Origin of the sequence: Lacinutrix mariniflava (assembly GCF_001418015.1) — a bacterium.
In the GTDB taxonomy this organism is placed as follows: Bacteria; Bacteroidota; Bacteroidia; order Flavobacteriales; family Flavobacteriaceae; genus Lacinutrix; species Lacinutrix mariniflava.
The window spans coordinates 1,134,571-1,152,744 of the sequence record NZ_LIQG01000026.1 but is presented as its reverse complement, the minus strand read 5'-3'; the positions used below and the strand labels follow the sequence as shown (position 1 = coordinate 1,152,744).

The window sequence follows — 18,174 nt, the reverse complement described above, 5'->3', positions numbered from 1 at the left end:
ATTAAAACCCTCGACTTAAATTCAAGCAAAGGGCTTTAAAATAATTGATTAATAGCAAATCAAAACTGCAACAAAATCAAGGCTTATGGAAATAAATGTCACGAAATGCAGGTTATATATCACGAAATGCATTGGTTAAATAATTGCAAAAAACATTATTGATGCAGAGGTTTAAATTCCACAACAAATTTTAGAAAAAATTGAACAAAAAAAATACCCTTTAGAGGGTATTTAACTACAAAAACACTTTCAAAAATAGAACCTACAACTTCAATACTTTCAAAGCCAAATTAAAATTTATTAACTCTACTATATTTTTACACCCTGTTTTAAAGTAAATATTTTTTCTATGAGTAGACACTGTTCGTTCGGAAATAAATAATTGTTCTGAGATTACTTTTGTTGATTGTCCTTGTCCTAATAAATCTAATATTTCTTTTTCTCTTTTGGTTAAACTCTGAAAACATTGCCAATCAATATTTGATTTTTGCAACACTATAAATATAGAATTAAAAACACTCCCCAAAGCACCTAAATCGTCCATAAAGTTTGAGATATTAAAAAAATATTCTGAATTTAAATGAAGCTTATTAGAATAAAAAAAAGTCATTTTATCGCTTACCTGAAGATGTTGAGGATAAGATACTACTTCATTAAAATCTTGATTAATTTTAAATTGTTTTGCTTTTTTCTTAGCTAAGTTTAATAGTTTAGGACACGATATTTTATCCAGGTAAGTCGCTCCAACTTCTTTAAGCGTTACCATTTCTGGACCTTTACTCAACAACTTATCATTACAATAAACTAAGTCTAATGTTTCTTTATTATTAACATGAATACTATAAGGCAAATACTCTTCTAGCTCATTAAATAAATCGCGATTAGTTAAAAACAAATCGCGTAGTTTAAATGCGAATTGTTGATTAGTTATTAAAAATTCTTTTTCATTTAAAACACTCATATTGCGAATACATTATCGCACACTTTACTAAGTGTAGTATTTAATATTTTAGGCTGTTCCAAACTAGGATAATGTCCACATTTATCGATAGTAATTAATTCGCAATGTATACTACAGGCGTTAACAACTTTTTTTAAGTATTCTATGTTAACCGAAGGATCCTGCAACCCATGAATTATATATTTATTACACTTTAAACTCACGAACAATTCTCTTTGATCACTCCAATTACCACTCATAATATCATTAGCAGTATGAGACCTAACTAATGGATCTGTATCATTAAAATAACCCTTTACTATTTCTAAATGGTTTTGATTAGACAAAGTAACTTTACAAGCTTCAAGTACAGCGGCTTCATCTGGATTTGGAGTTAAGAACGTTTGTAGTGCTTCAACCGGTAAAAAAGCTTCTTCAAAATTAATAGGCTTCTCTACTGGAGGAGCACCAAAAATCATTAAACCTTTCAAAGCATTAATCTCATGAGCGATTTCTATAGCTAAATGACCACCTAGGGAATTTCCTATTAAAAATACAGGAACATTTAATGCGTTAATAAATGAAATAAGTTGTTCTTTATATTTAGTTAGTGAGTAATCTGCATTTTCTTTAACACAATACTTATCAACTTCATGCCCTGGTAATGTTATACTATATTTAGTGTATTCCGATACAATTGTATCAAATATATTAGAGGAAGAGGAATTACCATGTATACAAATTAATGCACCTCTCTTATTGCCAATAGCGACTTTAAAGTTCATTTTTAATAGATTAGGTTATATCGAACCTAATAAATTCATTACTAAAATCAAAATTTTATATTTTAAAAAGCCAAAAAATAACATTTCAAAACTGTATTTTTGTGTATATATAAAATATAATTTTTTATCAATAATTATGAGCAAAGTAGGCGTAATAATGGGAAGCGATAGCGACCTTCCAGTAATGCAAGAAGCAATAGACATTTTAAAAAGCTTTGATATAGAAGTTGAAGTAGATATCGTTTCGGCACACAGAACACCAGAAAAATTATTCGATTACAGTAAAAACGCACATACACGTGGTATAAAAGTAATTATTGCTGGCGCAGGAGGTGCAGCACATTTACCAGGAATGGTAGCATCTTTATCTCCTTTACCTATTATTGGAGTTCCTGTAAAAAGCAGAAACTCTATAGATGGTTGGGATTCAATATTATCTATTTTACAAATGCCAGGAGGTGTACCTGTAGCAACAGTAGCATTAAATGGTGCAAAAAACGCAGGCATTTTAGCAGCACAAATAATTGGATCTAGTGATACAATTATATTAGAAAAAATAGTAGCTTATAAAGAAGAATTAAAACTTAAGGTAGAAGCAGCTTCTAAGAACATAAAATAGTGTAAAATATAAAAGCCCAGTCTCCTGGGCTTTTAATCGCTATTAATCTTTCTATATATGAGTAGATCTCACATCAAAAAAACTTAAGACAAATTTCCAACTTTTGTCTCCTATTTTAATATTCTAAGAGAAAAACATCATTATAATCGACTAAAAGCACAAATAAACGCTAATCGGTTGTTTAAAGAAGAAGAATATCATTTTATATAATTAAAGGCATAAAAAAAAGCCTCAAATAAATTTGAGGCTTTTCATCGCTATTAATCAATAATTTTTAAGAGAGTAACCAACTCTCAAGAAAAAATCTGATGCAAATTTATAACTTATTTCGATTTTTTACATGTTTATAATCGAAATATACTAACAATAAAAAATAACTCATTGAAAATGAACATATTAATACCTATTTTTTCGACGAAATACAATTCAGCGCCATTCGTTCGAATTGAAAATCAAGACTATAAGCCAGCAATTTTGACTCTTATTGAAGAAACTAAGAAAGAAATTGATGCAATAATCTCAAATACAGAAACGCCATCATTTCAAAATACTATTGAAGCTTTAGAGTTTTCTGGACAACAATTAGATCGTGTTACAAGTATTTTCTTTAACTTAAATTCTGCTGAAACTTCAGAAGACATTCAAAAGATAGCTCAAGAAATATCACCAATACTATCAGAATTTGGGAATGATATTACATTAAACGAAGATTTATTTAAACGTGTAAAAGCCGTTTACGATATAAAAGACGACTTAGAACTAACTACAGAGCAGCAAACATTATTAGACAAAAAATACAAAAGCTTTTCTAGAAATGGCGCTAATTTAAACGAAGAAGACAAAACCAAACTTCGTGAAATAGATAAAAAACTATCCAAATTAAAATTAAAGTTCGGTGAAAATATTTTAGCCGAAACCAATAAATACGAATTACACCTTACCAATGAGGATGATTTATCGGGCTTACCTGATGGCGCAAAAGAAGCTGCAAAGCAATTAGCCGAAAGCAAAAAGAAAGAAGGCTGGTTAATTACTTTAGATTACCCAAGTTATATTCCTTTTATGACTTATGCAGACAGCAGAACACTTAGAGAACAACTCTCTAAAGAAGCAGGAAGCAAAGCTTTTAAAGGAGATAAATTAGACAACCAAGACATCGTTTTACAACTTGTTACACTTCGTTTTGAACGTGCTAACTTATTAGGCTATAAAACACATTCTCATTTTGTTTTAGAAGAACGCATGGCTGAAACTCCTGAAACTGTTTTAGATTTTTCAAATGATTTATTAGCCAAGGCAAAACCTGCAGCACAAAAAGAATTTAAAAATCTTGAAGATTTTGCAAAAGATTTAGATGGAATAGACAGATTAGAAAAATGGGATTCTGCTTATTATTCTGAAAAACTGAAACAAAAACTATTCAGTTTAGACGACGAACAATTAAAACCATACTTTAAATTAGAAAACGTTATCGATGGTGCTTTTATAGTTGCTAAAAAACTTTTCGGATTAGAATTTGAAGACATAAGCGACATCGACAAATACCACGAAGAAGTACTAACTTACAAAGTAACTAACGAAAATGGTGATTTAGTTTCAATTTTCTATGCAGATTTCTTCCCTAGAAAAGGAAAAAGAAATGGTGCTTGGATGACGAGTTATAAACCACAATTTGTAAAAGACGGCAAAGAAGAAAGACCACACGTATCTATAGTTTGCAACTTTACAAAACCAACAAAAAGCAAGCCTTCTTTATTAACATTTAATGAGGTTACTACGCTATTTCATGAGTTTGGACATGCTTTACATGGTATGCTTGCTAACACAACCTATCCAAGTTTGTCTGGAACTAGTGTATTTTGGGATTTTGTAGAATTACCAAGTCAGGTTATGGAAAACTGGTGTTACGAAAAAGAAGCTTTAGAGTTATTTGCTACACATTACGAAACTGGAGAGGTAATACCAATGGATCTAGTTAACAAAATTAAAGAGTCTGCTACTTTTCAACAAGGCATGCAAACATTAAGACAACTTAGCTTTGGTTTATTAGATATGTCTTGGCATGCTAATGAAGCTCCTAAGTCTATAAAAAGTGTAAAGGAATTTGAAACCGAAGCTTTTAAAGATACCAATTTATATCCAGATGTTAAAGAGAATTGCATGAGTACCGCTTTTGCACACATCTTTCAAGGTGGTTACAGTTCTGGTTACTACAGTTACAAATGGGCTGAAGTATTAGATGCAGATGCTTTCGATTACTTTAAACAAAACGGTATTTTTAATAAAGAGATTGCAACTAAGTTTAAAGACAATGTCTTGTCTCAAGGTGGAACTGAAAACCCAATGGTTTTATACAAACGCTTTAGAGGTCAAGAACCAAAACCTGAAGCTTTATTGAAGCGTGCAGGATTGATAAAGTAGAGTTTTGTCATTAAGAGTATAGCAAAGAATCTAAACATTATAACAAAACACATTAAAAGACGTTGAATTAAAAACCAACGTCTTTTCTATTTAATGAAACTAGTTAAAATATTACTTCACATTATATGGATTATCTTTCTAACTATTTTTACACAAGTTGGAGGCTTAATTTGGATTGTCACATTATTATTTTGTAAAGCAAAACAATGGAAAAAGAGATACGTTTTTTCAACATTGTATTTAATTTCCAACCTACTAATCGTTCCGCCTTTAGCAAAACAATTAGGTCGTGAACAATTACCTATTTTAAATGATAATTTAAAACCTAGAAACTTATTTTACCCATTACTATTTAGGAATTATGTTACACCAGATTTAAATGCGCTACTAAAAAAATCTTCTATAGAATTAAAAAAAGACAATATTAACATCACTTATTTAGATGCCAACTTTCCTTTCTACAACGGTTTTCCCTTGTTACCACACAGAAGTCATAATGACGGCAAAAAAGTAGACATCTCCTTTATTTATAAAACGAAAGAAGGAAGTACTACCGATAAAAAACCAGGCCTTTCAGGATACGGCATTTTTGTAAACGAAGAAAATTACTCAAACAAAAGTTGTTTAAAAAAAGGCTATTGGCAATATGATTTTACTAAATACTTAGCTTTTGGAGAGATTAACACTGTAGATTTTGATGCAATTGACACAAAAAAGGTAATACTCTCGTTCTTATCTCAAAATGAAACTCAGAAAATATTTATTGAACCTTATTTAAAACAAAACTTAGGTTTAGGTAATTACAACAAAATACGTTTTCAAGGTTGTAAAGCCGTTAGGCATGATGACCATATTCATTTGCAAGTGAAATAATTAATCACTTTTTCTCTAAATGAATTTGAAAACCTAGTACAGCTTTTATATTATTAGCTACACCATTATCTGGTAAATTTCCTCGTTCGTATTCTACAGCGAACTCTAGTCCAACTACGCTATTAAAAAATATTACTTGACCAACTCTAACGCCATAGTAATTTGAAGTTCGACTTCGCTTTCCACCTTCAACATCTGAGACCACATCAACAAAATCAAAATGAGCCTGCGCAAATAAATTAAAAGTTCTATCCTGTTCCAAAAAATAATATCTTGAAAACAAACCAATTCCATAAGTATAAAATATTTGTTGATGTTCAAATCTCAATGAAGCACCTATTGCTAACTTATCCTTTATAAAATAACCCATATTGGGTTTTATTTCAATTCTATTAATTTTAGTTTCAACTTCATTGTCAAACTTAGAGTTTCGACTAGAATAGTTTCCACTACCACCAACAAGCCAATTACCTTCCGTTAATTGAGCACTAGCATTTGTATAAATAAAAACGATTAATAAAAATAGTTTTAATTTTCTCATATTTATATCCTTTGAAGATTTCTAATATAGATCAAATTAATCATCTGTAAAAGATTTCAACCTTTCTTTCGCTAAAAACAACATTTATATACATTTCCAAAGAACCCATTCTACAAGGAAATTAGTGCTACTAACAATTTTTATTTCGAAACTATGTTTCTTATAAAAATAGAGTATAACAATAATTAAACTTTCAATAATTACTGAAAGTTTAAAAATTATCATATATTTGCTGTATGGAATACCAAGAAGCAAAAGATAAATTTATAAGTACTTGGGGAAGTTTAGGTTCTCTTTGGGGAATTAACAAGGCAATGGCTCAAATTCAAGCATTGCTTTTTATCTCTACAAAACCCTTATCTATGGAAGATATTATGGAGGAACTAAAAATTTCTCGTGGTAATACTTCAATGAATTTACGTCAGTTAATGGATTGGGGCATTGTAACAAAAACACTGGTTGCTGGCGAACGTAAAGAGTTTTTTACAACTGAAAAAGACGTACAAGAATTAGCACGAATAGTTGCTAAAGAAAGAAGCAGACGTGAAATAAAACCAGTTATTAAAGTTTTAGAAGAAGTATCCTCTATTAAAAACGACGGTACAGAAAAAAGTAAAGAACTTATTAAACAAACAAAAGCACTGTACGAATTAACAGAAACCATGGATGTAATGATTAACAAATTAGTAGACCAAAAACAAAACTGGATTACTAAGTCTGTTTTAAAATTATTCAAATAAAAAAATTTAAACTAAACTTTCAATTTTTTCTGAAAGTTTAAAATAATTAGAAATTATTAAAAAAATAATTATGACACTTATAAACGCCGATTGGAAAAATTTAGTTTTAATAAATTACTCTATAGATCCAAAATTATTAGAATCATACATTCCAAAAGGAACCGAATTAGATTTACACAATAATAAATGCTTTGTAAGTTTGGTTGGTTTCATGTTTAAAAACACAAAACTACTTGGAATAAAAGTTCCTAATCTTATCAACTTTGAAGAAGTAAATCTTAGATTTTATGTTAAGAGAAAAGTAAAAAACGAATGGAGACGTGGCGTTGTTTTTATAAAAGAAATTGTTCCAAAACATTTAATAACTTTCACAGCAAATACTTTATACCATGAGCATTATGAAACTAGAAAAATGTCTCATAAGTGGTTAAATAATGATAATTCTAAAACTATTGAATACTCATGGGAATTAAAAAATAGAACACAAACCATGTCTATCGAAACCCAAAAGACAGCGAGTTCTATACCTACCGAAAGCGAAGAAGCATTTATTACTGAGCATTATTTTGGTTACACCAAAAAAGGCAGCACAACATACGAGTACGAAGTTACACACCCAAAATGGAATCAATACAACGTTTTAAAATATAAAATAGATGTCGATTTTGAATCCAACTATGGAATTCCTTTCAAAATATTAAATAGTAAATCTCCAGATTCTGTAATCGTGGCAGTTGGTTCTCAGATTACAGTAAAAAATAAGCTAAAATTATAAAGAGTATAAAAATTAAAGGATTAACTCATATTCCAATATTAAATAGTTTGTATTATGAAATCAATAACACTAAATCACCAAGAAAAAGTAGAAAAAACGAAAATAGAAATGATAGATTTCTATAACGAAGCTACAGAAGATTACGAATTTTGGAGTAAAGATTTAAACATGCATTTTGGATATTATAGTCCGTTTAAAAACAGTCCGTTTGCTCGAAACACGATGCTTAACGAGATGAACAACCAAGTATTAAAACGTTTAAATATCCCTAAAGACAAATCTAACTTAATAGATTTAGGTTGTGGTGTTGGTGGCACTATGCGTTACGCACTTAAAAACAACAAAAACCTCACTACTTTTGGAGTAACACTATCTAGCTTTCAAGTAGAAAAAGGCAATAGCTTACTTAAAGATAAAAATGGGACTATTTTAAACGAGAATTATAATAACACCTCTTTTAAAACAAATACATTTAATTCTGCTTTAGCAATAGAGAGTTTATGTCATTCTGGACACAAAAAAGAATCTTTACAAGAAGCTTATCGTGTTTTAAATCCTGGAGGACGTTTTGTTATTGCAGATGCGTTTCTTAAAAAAGAGGAAAGCGAATTATGTTATGGCGCACATTACTCTCACCGCAGACTTTGCGACCATTGGAGTTTAACAAATTTAGGCGCTATAAATAACGTAAAGAAGGACTTAGAAAATATAGGTTTTAAAAATATTAAAATAGAAGATATTTCTTTTAGAGTTGCACCTTCTGTGCTTCATGTTCCTTTTACAATAGTTTCTTTTATTCTAAAAAAAATATTTTCATTTAAAACTCTTAAACGAGAAAGTCTGCATAATCTAAAAGGTTCTTTTTATGCATTACTTTCTGGATTACACATGAAAAGCTTTGGGTATTATATTATAAGTTGCACAAAATAATTAAACAATGAAAAACCCAATATTACACAAAACCATTACTATACTAATTGCATTAGTCTGGCTTATTAATGGTTTGTATTGTAAAATATTAAATCAAGTACCAAGGCACGAAGCGATTGTTGCACACATTCTAAACACAGAACACTCTAGAACACTAACTATAATTATTGGGTTTTCAGAGGTATGCATGGCTATTTGGATACTATCACAATACAAACAAAAATGTAATGCAGTAATTCAAATTATCATCGTTTTAATCATGAATATTATTGAGTTTACTCTTGTTCCAGACTTATTACTGTGGCAAAAATTCAATATCGTTTTTGCCTTATTATTTGTTACAATAGTATACCTAAATAATTTTCATTTTAATAAAAAAGAAAACAATGTTAGCAAAGCTTAAAAACCATCCTTTTGCTGTAGACGCTTTTTTTGAAAGCTCAACAGTCCTCACTTTTGCAGTGCCTAAAGAACAGTTAGAGAATTTAATTCCAGAATGCTTAACGCTGGACACTTTTAAAGATAAGTGGGCTTTTGTTGCAGTTGCAATGGTACAAACCAAGGATTTAAAACCAAAAGGGTTTCCTAAATTTATGGGCAGCGACTTTTTTTTAATTGGTTATCGCATTTTTGTACGCTATACTAATACCCAAGGAAAGCGCTTACGTGGCTTATACATTATAAAATCTGAAACAAATAAAAAGAAAATGGCACTAATGGGTAATATTTTCACACACTATAATTACACAACTACAGATGTTAAACAAAGCATTACAGGTAATAAAAATATAATATCCTCAAACCATTCAAACTTTAAAATAACAATAGACACAAATGAAAAAGAAGCACCTTTACCAAAAAACTCACCTTTCGAGAATTGGAAAGAAGCAAGACGTTTTGCAGGACCTCTACCATTTACTTTCACCTATAACGAAAACACAAAAGAAGTATTAGTAATACAAGGCGTGAGACAAAACTGGAAACCAAAACCAATAAAAATAGAATCTTACAACATTAATTTCCTAAACACTTTAAAACTTAAAAATCACGTATTGGCAAATGCATTTGTAATAGAAAACGTTCCCTATCATTGGAAAAAAGGAAGTATAGAATTATGGAAATAGAAAGAAAAAAATTACAAGGCGTACTTAATATTTTAAGTTTCAACAGACATTTCTATGTTATTGGATTAACAGTTTTAGCACTATTAATAGTCGTTCATTCTTATTTTCAATGGCCTAGTGCTATAATTTGGGTAATTATAATTGCCTTTATGTATGGACTTATAATGCCATTAATTGTTTCTGCTTATGTTTATGACTATTCCGGGTATTACAATTTAAATTGGCTAAGGTCTTGTGACATTGAATATACAAACTCACTAAATATTGTAAATATTAATGCAGGATTCGATGAAACTAGTTTTATCATTAAAAATAAATTTCCAGAATCTAATCTTCAGGTTTTCGATTTTTACAACCCGAAAAAACACACAGAACCAGCAATTGTAAGAGCTCGAAAAGTAAGCCTAGTGTATCCTAACACAAAACAGATAACAACTAATTATATTCCATTGCAAGATAATAGCACAGATATTGTTTTTCTATTATCTACAGCTCATGAAATAAGATCGAATCTAGAAAAAATAGAATTTTTAAAAGAATGTCACCGCATTTGTAAACCATCGGGAAAAATAATCATGGTAGAGCATTTAAGAAACTTTCCTAATTTCTTAGCATTCTCAATAGGCTTTACTCATTTCTTCTCGAAAACCACATGGAAATCTGTTTATAAAAGTGCAGGCTTTTCATCTTTTAAAGACATTAATTTCACTCCATTTATGTCCATTATTATTAACAAACCTTAATCTCAACAACCTTAGATATGGAACTTCATTTAAAAATAATAGGTATTCTTTTAATACTATTAGCACTACTACATATTCCTTTTCCAAAGTATTTTAAGTGGTCCTTAGAGTTAAAAACTCTAAGTTTAATTAATAGACAAATGATGATTACTCATACATTCTTTATCGCGCTCACTATTTTTCTTATGGGTTTACTATGCCTAACCTGTTCTAAAGCATTAATCACAACCATTTTAGGACAAAAAATAGCGTTAGGTTTTGGTATCTTTTGGAGCGTTAGATTGTTTTTTCAATTCTTTGTATATTCTACTAAACTGTGGAAAGGCAAGTTATTCGAAACAATAATGCATATTCTATTTTCTATTTTATGGACTTATTTTGCTATTATCTTTTTGTTGATATTTTTTAAATAGTTAAAAAGCAATTCTTTTTCTTTACTTTTGATGAAAATTCCCAACTATGCCAGATCACAAAATAGATCCTAATCAATGGATTGCTTTGTACTCCGATTATCTTTTTAATTACACAGTTTCTCGTGTAAGCGATAGAGACATGGCTCAAGACTTAGTTTCCGAAACTTTTTTAGCAGCCTTAAAGTCTATGAAAAACTTTAAAGGAGAAGCCAGTGAACGTACATGGCTTATTTCAATATTAAAAAGAAAAATTATAGATCATTATCGTAAAATAAATTCGAACAAAGGCAAAGCCGAAGTAAGAATGAGTTACAATAGCGATACTGAAACCGAAGGCGATTGGCTAGAAGAACGCGTTGCAGATCCATTCGATAAAACAGCAGAAGATACTATCGAGAATACAGAATTAGGCACTGCAATAAATAATTGCTTAGACAAGTTACCTGCAAAACAAGCTCAAGTTTTCGAAATGAAAACAATTTTAAATTATGAAACTGAAGCTATTTGTAATGAATTAAACATTACTGCGTCTAATCTATGGGTAATCATTCACAGAGCACGTACTGCAATGGCTGGGTGCTTAGAAAAAAATTGGTTTTAACAATGAGTAATAAGATATTTTTAAGTTGTGATGAAGCGAATCACACTTGTGACAAAACACAGTATAACGACGCTACTATTTTAGAAAAAATTAAATTAACTTTTCATTTAGCTTTTTGTGCAGCTTGCAGAAAATACACTAAGAATAATGCGAAGTTAACTAAGGTTTTTACTACAAAACCTGTTAAGTTAGATACTACAGAGAAATCTAAAATGCAATCTGCTTTCGAGCAAGAATTAGCAAAACAAAGTAATGAGTAACCAGAATATTGGAATACTTTCACCCCAAAAGGAACTGTAATAACGGTTCCTTTTTTTATTTGAAAAAACTAGAAAACAGAATGTTATCAACGCAACAATTAATGTTTTAATTATACTTCCATGGGTTAATTCATTCTTAAAAAATTCAGCAAAAAAGAAAAATATTAATAATACTAATCCAATACCTTTAGTATACTTCACTCCTATTTTTTGTGGTATTGTAGCCAACTTTAAATTATCGAATTTTAGATCTCTAATTTCAAAAGGCAACATTAAAACAACTACAAAAATAAACCTTTGAAAAGCGGTTATATAAACATCTACATTTATATTGAAGTCGTCATTAATTAAAGGCAAAAAGACAGTAACACCAGCCCAAACCAAAGCAATAACATACACTTTAAGACCGCTCACATCGCGCAGATTTTGTTGGTGATCCAAATAAAAACTTTTTGGAATAAAAGGAATGGCGTACAAAAAAGTAATAACACCAAAAACAGCTATAGAAATCAACGTTTTTAGCTGTAATTGTGTTGCATAATAGCACAATAACAAAAAGCAAACAAATGAAAAAACTTGAATAATTTTTAAAGCATCGGTTAAACTTCTATGGTGAAATTTAGCTATTCCAAAATACTTAACAAAATTGTAACCCGTTATTGTTGCATAGAAAATAAAATAAAGAATATCCTCGTCGTAAGAAATGTTGAACTGAAATAACGTTATCCAACTTAATGCGTAGACAGCTAAAGCTACGTGAATACTACTGTTCAAGTAAAAATCGATAAACTGTTTTATTATTCGCATTAAACAAAGTTAAACAAACTGTTGATAAAGCTGTTAAATGGTTAAAAACTTTAGATTTTTTTAAGAAACAAGATTTTAAATTTTCATTATTTTTGATGCTCAAAATACACACAACTACAATGAACACAAATACTTTTGCACTTCGCCATATTGGTCCAAGAGAAAATGATCAAAAACTAATGCTAGACGCCATTGGTGTCGATAGTATGGATCAGCTTATTTACGAAACTGTTCCAGATGATATTCGTTTAAAAGCCGACTTAAATTTGGATGCTGCCATGAGCGAATTCGAATATTCGTCGCACATTAACGAACTATCTAAGTTAAATAATATTTACAAAACATATATTGGTTTAGGGTACCACCCAACAATTTTACCAGCCGTTATCCAACGTAATATTTTGGAAAATCCGGGTTGGTATACTGCCTATACACCTTACCAAGCAGAAATTGCACAAGGTCGACTAGAAGCCTTATTAAATTTCCAAACTATGGTTACAGACCTTACTGGAATGGAATTGGCAAATGCATCTCTTTTAGACGAAAGCACAGCTGCTGCAGAAGCAATGAGCTTATTATTTGCTGTTCGCGAGCGTGCTCAAAAGAAAGCTGGTGTCAATAAGTTTTTTGTTTCTGAAACTATTTTACCACAAACCTTATCATTATTACAAACACGTTCTACTCCAATTGGTGTAGAATTAGTAATAGGAAATGAAAATGATTTCGATTTTTCTTCTGAATTTTTCGGAGCCATTTTACAGTATCCAGGAAAAAACGGACAAGTTAGCGACATTAAAACATTTATAGCAAAAGCAAAATCAGCAGACATTAAAGTTGCTGTTGCTGCAGATATTTTAAGTTTAGTAAAACTTGAAGCACCTGGTAAATTTGGTGCAGACGTTGTAGTTGGCACAACACAACGTTTTGGAATTCCATTAGGATATGGTGGCCCACATGCTGCATATTTTGCAACTAAAGAAACTTATAAGCGTGATATTCCTGGTCGTATTATTGGTGTATCTAAAGACAAAAATGGAAATCGTGCTTTACGTATGGCTTTGCAAACACGCGAGCAACATATAAAAAGAGACAGAGCAACATCAAACATTTGTACAGCACAAGTATTACTAGCAGTAATGGCTGGAATGTACGCAGTTTATCATGGTCCAAAAGGTTTAACTTTTATTGCAAACCAAGTACATAACACAACCTCTACTTTAGCAAATGCTTTAGTAAAGTTAGGTTTAGAACAAATAAACACTTCGTTTTTTGATACTATTCAACTAAAAGCGAATGCTTCACAAATTAAAGCTATAGCTGAAAAACGTCAGGTTAATTTTTATTATCCAGATGAAGAAACCGTTACTATTTCTATAAACGAAACAACTAGAGTTGCAGACGTTAATGAAATGATCTCAATTTTTGCTGAAGCTTTAGGTAAAGAAACATTTACAATTGATAGTATTTCTGAAGGCAATAACATTTCTGAAACACTTCAACGTAAAACAGACTTTTTAACCTTAGACGTTTTCAACACACATCATTCTGAAACAGAATTGATGCGTTATATAAAAAACTTAGAACGTAAAGATTTATCATTAAATCACTCTATGATTTCTCTAGGTTCTTGTACAATGAAATTAAATGCAGCTGCAGAAATGCTGCCATTAAGTAATCCTAATTGGGGAAGTATTCATCCTTTTGTTCCTGTAGAACAAGCTAAAGGTTACTTAACTGTTTTAAAAGAATTAGAAGACCAATTAACTGAAATTACTGGTTTCTCTGGTACATCTTTACAACCAAATTCTGGTGCTCAAGGTGAGTATGCAGGATTAATGGTAATAAAAGCATATCATGAATCTCGTGGAGACAACCATAGAAATATTTGCTTAATTCCATCATCTGCACATGGTACAAATCCTGCAAGTGCTGTAATGGCTGGAATGAAAGTGGTGGTTACAAAGTCTACTGAAGAAGGTAATATTGATGTAGACGATTTACGTGAAAAAGCAGAATTACATAAAGATAATTTAGCTGCTTTAATGGTAACATATCCTTCTACACATGGTGTTTACGAATCTGCAATTAAGGAGATTACTAAATGTATTCACGATAATGGTGGACAAGTATACATGGATGGTGCGAATATGAATGCCCAAGTAGGTTTAACAAATCCTGGAAATATTGGTGCAGACGTTTGCCACTTAAATTTACACAAAACCTTTGCTATTCCTCATGGTGGTGGTGGACCAGGTGTTGGACCAATTTGCGTTGCAAAACAACTCGTTCCATTTTTACCTGGAAATCCTGTTATAAAAACTGGAGGAGACCAAGCTATTACAGCAATTTCTTCTGCTCCATACGGTTCTGCATTAGCATGTTTAATCTCTTATGGTTATATTAAAATGTTAGGTGTTAAAGGTCTTAAAAAATCTACCGAAGTTGCCATTTTAAATGCAAACTATATTAAACAACGTTTACAAGGCGCTTTCGAAACATTGTACTCTGGAGAACGTGGTCGTGCAGCCCACGAAATGATTATTGACTGTCGTCCATTTAAAGCAAATGGTATTGAAGTAGTTGATATTGCTAAGCGTTTAATGGACTATGGCTTTCATGCGCCAACAGTTTCTTTTCCTGTAGCTGGAACAATGATGATTGAACCTACAGAAAGTGAAAGTAAAGCAGAAATGGATCGTTTTTGCGACGCTATGATTTCTATTAGAAAAGAAATTTCTGAAGCTAATAAAGATGACGATAATAATCCTTTAAAAAATGCTCCGCATACTATGGCAATGGTAACAAGCGATGAATGGTTATTACCATACTCTCGTCAAAAAGCAGCTTTCCCACTAGATTACGTACATGACACTAAATTTTGGCCAAGTGTAAGACGTGTTGATGATGCTTATGGAGACAGAAATTTAATCTGTACTTGTGCTCCAATTGAAGCCTATATGGAAGCATAATACGGGTTTGAACGTCGTAAAATGAATTAACAAATAAATTGCCTTTAATTTATACTCCTTATCTTTGTAGGATAATTGATTAAAGGCAATTACTTTTTTATATGAATATTAAAATTACTGGAACAGGAAGTTATATTCCAAGCACTGTTGAAAAAAATGAAGATTTTTATAATCACGAATTTTTGAATGCAGATGGCTCAAAAATAAATAGTCCAAATGAAATTATCGTTGATAAATTTAAAGCGATAACAGGAATTGAAGAAAGACGCTATATAAAGCCTGAATTATTAAATTCTGATATTGCTTTTTACGCTGCTGAAAAGGCTATTGCCAATGCTAAAATTGACAAAGAATCTTTAGATTATATTATTGTAGCACACAATTATGGTGATGTAAAACCTGACGCAGAGCAAAGTGACACTGTACCAAGTTTAGCTTCTCGCGTAAAGCATTTACTTCAAATTAAAAACCCAAAATGTGTTGGTTACGATTTACTTTTTGGTTGTCCAGGTTGGATTGAAGGTGTTATTCAAGCAAACGCATTTATTAAAGCTGGAATAGCAAAACGCTGTTTAGTTATTGGTACCGAAACATTATCTCGAGTTATAGACAAGCATGATAGAGACTCCATGATTTATAGTGATGGTGCAGGTGCAGTAATTATAGAAGAAACCAGTGACGAAGGCGGAATTATAGCTCATGAATCTGCAACTTATGCACTAGATGAAGCTCATTTTATATATTTTGGAGAAACTAATGATCCAAAAAATACAAGTCAACGTCGTTACATTAAAATGTATGGTAGAAAAATTTACGAATTTGCTTTAACCAATGTACCATTGGCACTAAAATCGTGTTTAGAAAAGAGTGGATATGGTATAAATGATGTCAAAAAAATATTGATTCATCAAGCCAATGAAAAAATGGACGAAGCTATTGTAAAACGTTTTTATAAGCTTCATAATATGAAAATGCCAGCAGGCATTATGCCAATGTCTATTGCTAAACTTGGAAACTCGAGTGTAGCAACAGTACCAACATTGTATGATATGATTCTAAAAGAAAAACTTGAGAATCAAGAAATTAATAAAGGTGATGTTATTATTTTTGCTAGCGTTGGTGCTGGTATGAATATTAACTGTATTGTTTATAAACATTAAAACAGCATTTCTTGTACGAAGGTAAATTTCCTCATAAAAGATATAAATTAACATATCAATTTTTAGAAAAACATATTTCTAAAAATGAAACTATTCTTGACTTAGGCGTTGAAAATCCGTTTACAGAAGTCATGAAAAAAGGTGGCTATATTTTAAATAATACTTCTGGTGAAGATATAGATGAGGATACTTCAGCTATTGAAAATTCAGATGCCACAGTGGTAACGGCTTTCGAAATTTTCGAACACTTACTTTCACCGTATACTGTTTTAAAATCTATAAAAGCAGATAAATTGGTTGCTAGTATTCCTATGCGTTTATGGTTTTCTTCGGCATATAGAAGTAAAACAGATAAATGGGATAGACATTACCATGAGTTTGAAGATTGGCAATTCGATTGGCTTTTAGAAAAGGCAGGTTGGAAAATAATTGATCGTCAACAATGGACTAACCCAACTAAAAAAATTGGTATTCGTCCAGTTTTAAGATGGTTTACTAATCGTTATTATATTGTTTATGCTGAAAGAATAAAATAATTAGGGTCATTACGAGGACGAAGGACGTGGTAATCTCATTATTATTTGGCAAATTTGAAATTAAAAATATTGAAAATCTACATTGTCATTCCTGCTCACAACGAAGAAGATTGCATTGCTCTAATGCTTGAATCTTTAACCAATCAAACACTATTACCAAAGAAAGTAGTTGTAGTAAATGATAATTCTACAGACACTACTCAAAATATTATTAATTCATTTTCAACTAAAAACAATTGGATAGAAAGTATCACTATTCAATCTTCAATAGAACACATTCCTGGTAGTAAAGTTATTAATGCCTTTTATAAAGGCTTAGAAACATTGGATAGCGACTATGATATTATTTGCAAATTTGACGCGGATATTATCCTTCCTAAAAATTACTTAGAATCTATAGTATCCATTTTTCAATCTGATAAAAAAATTGGTATTGCTGGAGGATTAGCTTACATAGAAAAAAATGGAGAGTGGATTTATGAAACTGTATCTTCTAAAAATCATGTTCGTGGCCCTTTTAAAGCCTACCGAAAAGAATGCTTTAAAGCCATTGGAGGCTTAAAACAAAGTATTGGCTGGGACACTGTGGACATTTTATTAGCACAATATTATGGATGGTCTGTAAAAACAAACCAAACATTACACGTTAAACACTTAAAACCTACCGGAAAATCTTATTCAAAAAAAAGCGCTTTGCTTCAAGGTGAAGCTTTTTATAAAATGAGATATGGCTTTCTAATTAGCGTAATCGCTGCATTAAAGAAGAGCATTAACAATCAAGATTTTTCAATATTAGCCAATGATTTAAAAGGGTATTCTAAAGCGCGACGCAAGAAAAAGGCATTTATAGTTTCGGAAGCTGAAGGACAATTCATTAGAAAAATACGTTGGAAAGGTATAAAAGAAGCTATTTTTGGTTAATTTCAATTTTTAAACG

Annotated in this window: 20 protein-coding genes; 16 read left to right on the top strand and 4 right to left on the bottom strand. The window is 30.8% G+C overall.

Annotated features, from left to right (window positions below; all coding sequences use genetic code 11):
• Positions 1–262: 262 nt before the first annotated feature.
• Positions 263–961 carry a helix-turn-helix domain-containing protein gene (locus ASC44_RS12060; RefSeq protein WP_055447838.1) on the bottom strand — a complete coding sequence of 233 codons (699 nt, stop codon included), beginning with the start codon at positions 959–961 and terminating at the stop codon, positions 263–265.
• On the bottom strand, positions 958–1,725 hold the full coding sequence (locus tag ASC44_RS12055) for an alpha/beta fold hydrolase (RefSeq protein ID WP_055447837.1): 768 nt from the start codon (positions 1,723–1,725) through the stop codon (positions 958–960). The genes ASC44_RS12060 and ASC44_RS12055 overlap by 4 nt, the downstream gene beginning before the upstream one ends.
• 136 nt (positions 1,726–1,861) lie before the next feature.
• Here ASC44_RS12055 and purE point away from each other — a divergent pair, with 136 nt between their 5' ends.
• The 3 genes from purE (at position 1,862) to ASC44_RS12040 (ending at position 5,638) form a co-directional block, all read left to right on the top strand.
• The gene (gene purE, locus ASC44_RS12050; RefSeq protein ID WP_055447836.1) at positions 1,862–2,344 is read left to right on the top strand and encodes a 5-(carboxyamino)imidazole ribonucleotide mutase; all 483 of its coding nucleotides are present in this window, start codon (positions 1,862–1,864) and stop codon (positions 2,342–2,344) included.
• Positions 2,345–2,731: 387 nt separating this feature from the next.
• Positions 2,732–4,765 (top strand): M3 family metallopeptidase, encoded by a 2,034-nt coding sequence (locus ASC44_RS12045; protein WP_055447835.1) that lies wholly within the window; start codon positions 2,732–2,734, stop codon positions 4,763–4,765.
• A 93-nt stretch (positions 4,766–4,858) separates the two neighbouring features.
• A complete protein-coding gene (locus ASC44_RS12040) occupies positions 4,859–5,638 on the top strand; it encodes a hypothetical protein (protein WP_055447834.1) in 780 nt (259 codons plus the stop codon).
• Between the two features lie 4 nt (positions 5,639–5,642).
• Here ASC44_RS12040 and ASC44_RS12035 read toward each other — a convergent pair whose 3' ends face one another.
• Positions 5,643–6,179, bottom strand: a complete 537-nt coding sequence (locus ASC44_RS12035; protein WP_055447833.1) for a hypothetical protein — start codon at positions 6,177–6,179, stop codon at positions 5,643–5,645.
• 236 nt (positions 6,180–6,415) lie between these two features.
• Here ASC44_RS12035 and ASC44_RS12030 point away from each other — a divergent pair, with 236 nt between their 5' ends.
• The 9 genes from ASC44_RS12030 to ASC44_RS11990 all read left to right on the top strand — a co-directional run bounded on the left by ASC44_RS12030 (position 6,416) and on the right by ASC44_RS11990 (position 11,765).
• Entirely contained in the window at positions 6,416–6,919 is a 504-nt protein-coding gene (locus ASC44_RS12030) for a GbsR/MarR family transcriptional regulator (protein WP_055447832.1), read from the top strand.
• A gap of 70 nt (positions 6,920–6,989) precedes the next feature.
• A complete protein-coding gene (locus ASC44_RS12025) occupies positions 6,990–7,694 on the top strand; it encodes a YqjF family protein (protein WP_055447831.1) in 705 nt (234 codons plus the stop codon).
• A 54-nt stretch (positions 7,695–7,748) separates the two neighbouring features.
• Positions 7,749–8,624: a methyltransferase domain-containing protein gene (locus ASC44_RS12020; RefSeq protein WP_055447830.1), complete on the top strand. Its 876-nt coding sequence runs from the start codon at positions 7,749–7,751 to the stop codon at positions 8,622–8,624.
• Between the two features lie 7 nt (positions 8,625–8,631).
• Complete coding sequence (locus ASC44_RS12015) at positions 8,632–9,027, top strand: DoxX-like family protein (RefSeq protein WP_055447829.1); 396 nt, start codon at positions 8,632–8,634, stop codon at positions 9,025–9,027.
• A complete protein-coding gene (locus ASC44_RS12010) occupies positions 9,011–9,748 on the top strand; it encodes a DUF2071 domain-containing protein (protein ID WP_055447828.1) in 738 nt (245 codons plus the stop codon). The genes ASC44_RS12015 and ASC44_RS12010 overlap by 17 nt, the downstream gene beginning before the upstream one ends.
• Positions 9,739–10,491, top strand: a complete 753-nt coding sequence (locus ASC44_RS12005; RefSeq protein ID WP_055447963.1) for a class I SAM-dependent methyltransferase — start codon at positions 9,739–9,741, stop codon at positions 10,489–10,491. The genes ASC44_RS12010 and ASC44_RS12005 overlap by 10 nt, the downstream gene beginning before the upstream one ends.
• Positions 10,492–10,508: 17 nt before the next feature.
• Positions 10,509–10,904, top strand: coding sequence for a hypothetical protein (locus ASC44_RS18195; RefSeq protein ID WP_055447827.1), 396 nt, complete (start codon positions 10,509–10,511; stop codon positions 10,902–10,904).
• Between the two features lie 46 nt (positions 10,905–10,950).
• Positions 10,951–11,505, top strand: a complete 555-nt coding sequence (locus tag ASC44_RS11995) for a sigma-70 family RNA polymerase sigma factor (RefSeq protein WP_055447826.1) — start codon at positions 10,951–10,953, stop codon at positions 11,503–11,505.
• A gap of 2 nt (positions 11,506–11,507) precedes the next feature.
• Positions 11,508–11,765 (top strand): hypothetical protein, encoded by a 258-nt coding sequence (locus tag ASC44_RS11990; protein ID WP_055447825.1) that lies wholly within the window; start codon positions 11,508–11,510, stop codon positions 11,763–11,765.
• Here ASC44_RS11990 and ASC44_RS11985 read toward each other — a convergent pair.
• The gene (locus ASC44_RS11985) at positions 11,742–12,572 is read right to left on the bottom strand and encodes a UbiA prenyltransferase family protein (protein WP_055447824.1); all 831 of its coding nucleotides are present in this window, start codon (positions 12,570–12,572) and stop codon (positions 11,742–11,744) included. The two genes, ASC44_RS11990 and ASC44_RS11985, sit on opposite strands and share 24 nt — an antisense overlap.
• A gap of 119 nt (positions 12,573–12,691) precedes the next feature.
• Here ASC44_RS11985 and gcvP point away from each other — a divergent pair, with 119 nt between their 5' ends.
• From gcvP to ASC44_RS11965, 4 genes are all read left to right on the top strand, one after another.
• Entirely contained in the window at positions 12,692–15,541 is a 2,850-nt protein-coding gene (gcvP, locus tag ASC44_RS11980) for an aminomethyl-transferring glycine dehydrogenase (RefSeq protein WP_055447823.1), read from the top strand.
• A 101-nt stretch (positions 15,542–15,642) separates the two neighbouring features.
• On the top strand, positions 15,643–16,701 hold the full coding sequence (locus ASC44_RS11975; protein WP_055447822.1) for a 3-oxoacyl-ACP synthase III family protein: 1,059 nt from the start codon (positions 15,643–15,645) through the stop codon (positions 16,699–16,701).
• Between the two features lie 11 nt (positions 16,702–16,712).
• Positions 16,713–17,237 (top strand): methyltransferase, encoded by a 525-nt coding sequence (locus ASC44_RS11970; protein ID WP_055447821.1) that lies wholly within the window; start codon positions 16,713–16,715, stop codon positions 17,235–17,237.
• A 69-nt stretch (positions 17,238–17,306) separates the two neighbouring features.
• Positions 17,307–18,158, top strand: coding sequence for a glycosyltransferase family 2 protein (locus tag ASC44_RS11965; protein WP_055447820.1), 852 nt, complete (start codon positions 17,307–17,309; stop codon positions 18,156–18,158).
• The last annotated feature ends 16 nt before the right edge of the window (positions 18,159–18,174 follow it).

What these genes read in the sequence shown, in the direction of transcription:
- ASC44_RS12060 (WP_055447838.1), bottom strand. Translation starts at nt 961, where the DNA reads ATGAGTGTTTTAAATGAAAAAGAATTTTTAATAACTAATCAACAATTC.
- ASC44_RS12055 (WP_055447837.1), bottom strand. Translation starts at nt 1,725, where the DNA reads ATGAACTTTAAAGTCGCTATTGGCAATAAGAGAGGTGCATTAATTTGT.
- purE (WP_055447836.1), top strand. Translation starts at nt 1,862, where the DNA reads ATGAGCAAAGTAGGCGTAATAATGGGAAGCGATAGCGACCTTCCAGTA.
- ASC44_RS12045 (WP_055447835.1), top strand. Translation starts at nt 2,732, where the DNA reads ATGAACATATTAATACCTATTTTTTCGACGAAATACAATTCAGCGCCA.
- ASC44_RS12040 (WP_055447834.1), top strand. Translation starts at nt 4,859, where the DNA reads ATGAAACTAGTTAAAATATTACTTCACATTATATGGATTATCTTTCTA.
- ASC44_RS12035 (WP_055447833.1), bottom strand. Translation starts at nt 6,179, where the DNA reads ATGAGAAAATTAAAACTATTTTTATTAATCGTTTTTATTTATACAAAT.
- ASC44_RS12030 (WP_055447832.1), top strand. Translation starts at nt 6,416, where the DNA reads ATGGAATACCAAGAAGCAAAAGATAAATTTATAAGTACTTGGGGAAGT.
- ASC44_RS12025 (WP_055447831.1), top strand. Translation starts at nt 6,990, where the DNA reads ATGACACTTATAAACGCCGATTGGAAAAATTTAGTTTTAATAAATTAC.
- ASC44_RS12020 (WP_055447830.1), top strand. Translation starts at nt 7,749, where the DNA reads ATGAAATCAATAACACTAAATCACCAAGAAAAAGTAGAAAAAACGAAA.
- ASC44_RS12015 (WP_055447829.1), top strand. Translation starts at nt 8,632, where the DNA reads ATGAAAAACCCAATATTACACAAAACCATTACTATACTAATTGCATTA.
- ASC44_RS12010 (WP_055447828.1), top strand. Translation starts at nt 9,011, where the DNA reads ATGTTAGCAAAGCTTAAAAACCATCCTTTTGCTGTAGACGCTTTTTTT.
- ASC44_RS12005 (WP_055447963.1), top strand. Translation starts at nt 9,739, where the DNA reads ATGGAAATAGAAAGAAAAAAATTACAAGGCGTACTTAATATTTTAAGT.
- ASC44_RS18195 (WP_055447827.1), top strand. Translation starts at nt 10,509, where the DNA reads ATGGAACTTCATTTAAAAATAATAGGTATTCTTTTAATACTATTAGCA.
- ASC44_RS11995 (WP_055447826.1), top strand. Translation starts at nt 10,951, where the DNA reads ATGCCAGATCACAAAATAGATCCTAATCAATGGATTGCTTTGTACTCC.
- ASC44_RS11990 (WP_055447825.1), top strand. Translation starts at nt 11,508, where the DNA reads ATGAGTAATAAGATATTTTTAAGTTGTGATGAAGCGAATCACACTTGT.
- ASC44_RS11985 (WP_055447824.1), bottom strand. Translation starts at nt 12,572, where the DNA reads ATGCGAATAATAAAACAGTTTATCGATTTTTACTTGAACAGTAGTATT.
- gcvP (WP_055447823.1), top strand. Translation starts at nt 12,692, where the DNA reads ATGAACACAAATACTTTTGCACTTCGCCATATTGGTCCAAGAGAAAAT.
- ASC44_RS11975 (WP_055447822.1), top strand. Translation starts at nt 15,643, where the DNA reads ATGAATATTAAAATTACTGGAACAGGAAGTTATATTCCAAGCACTGTT.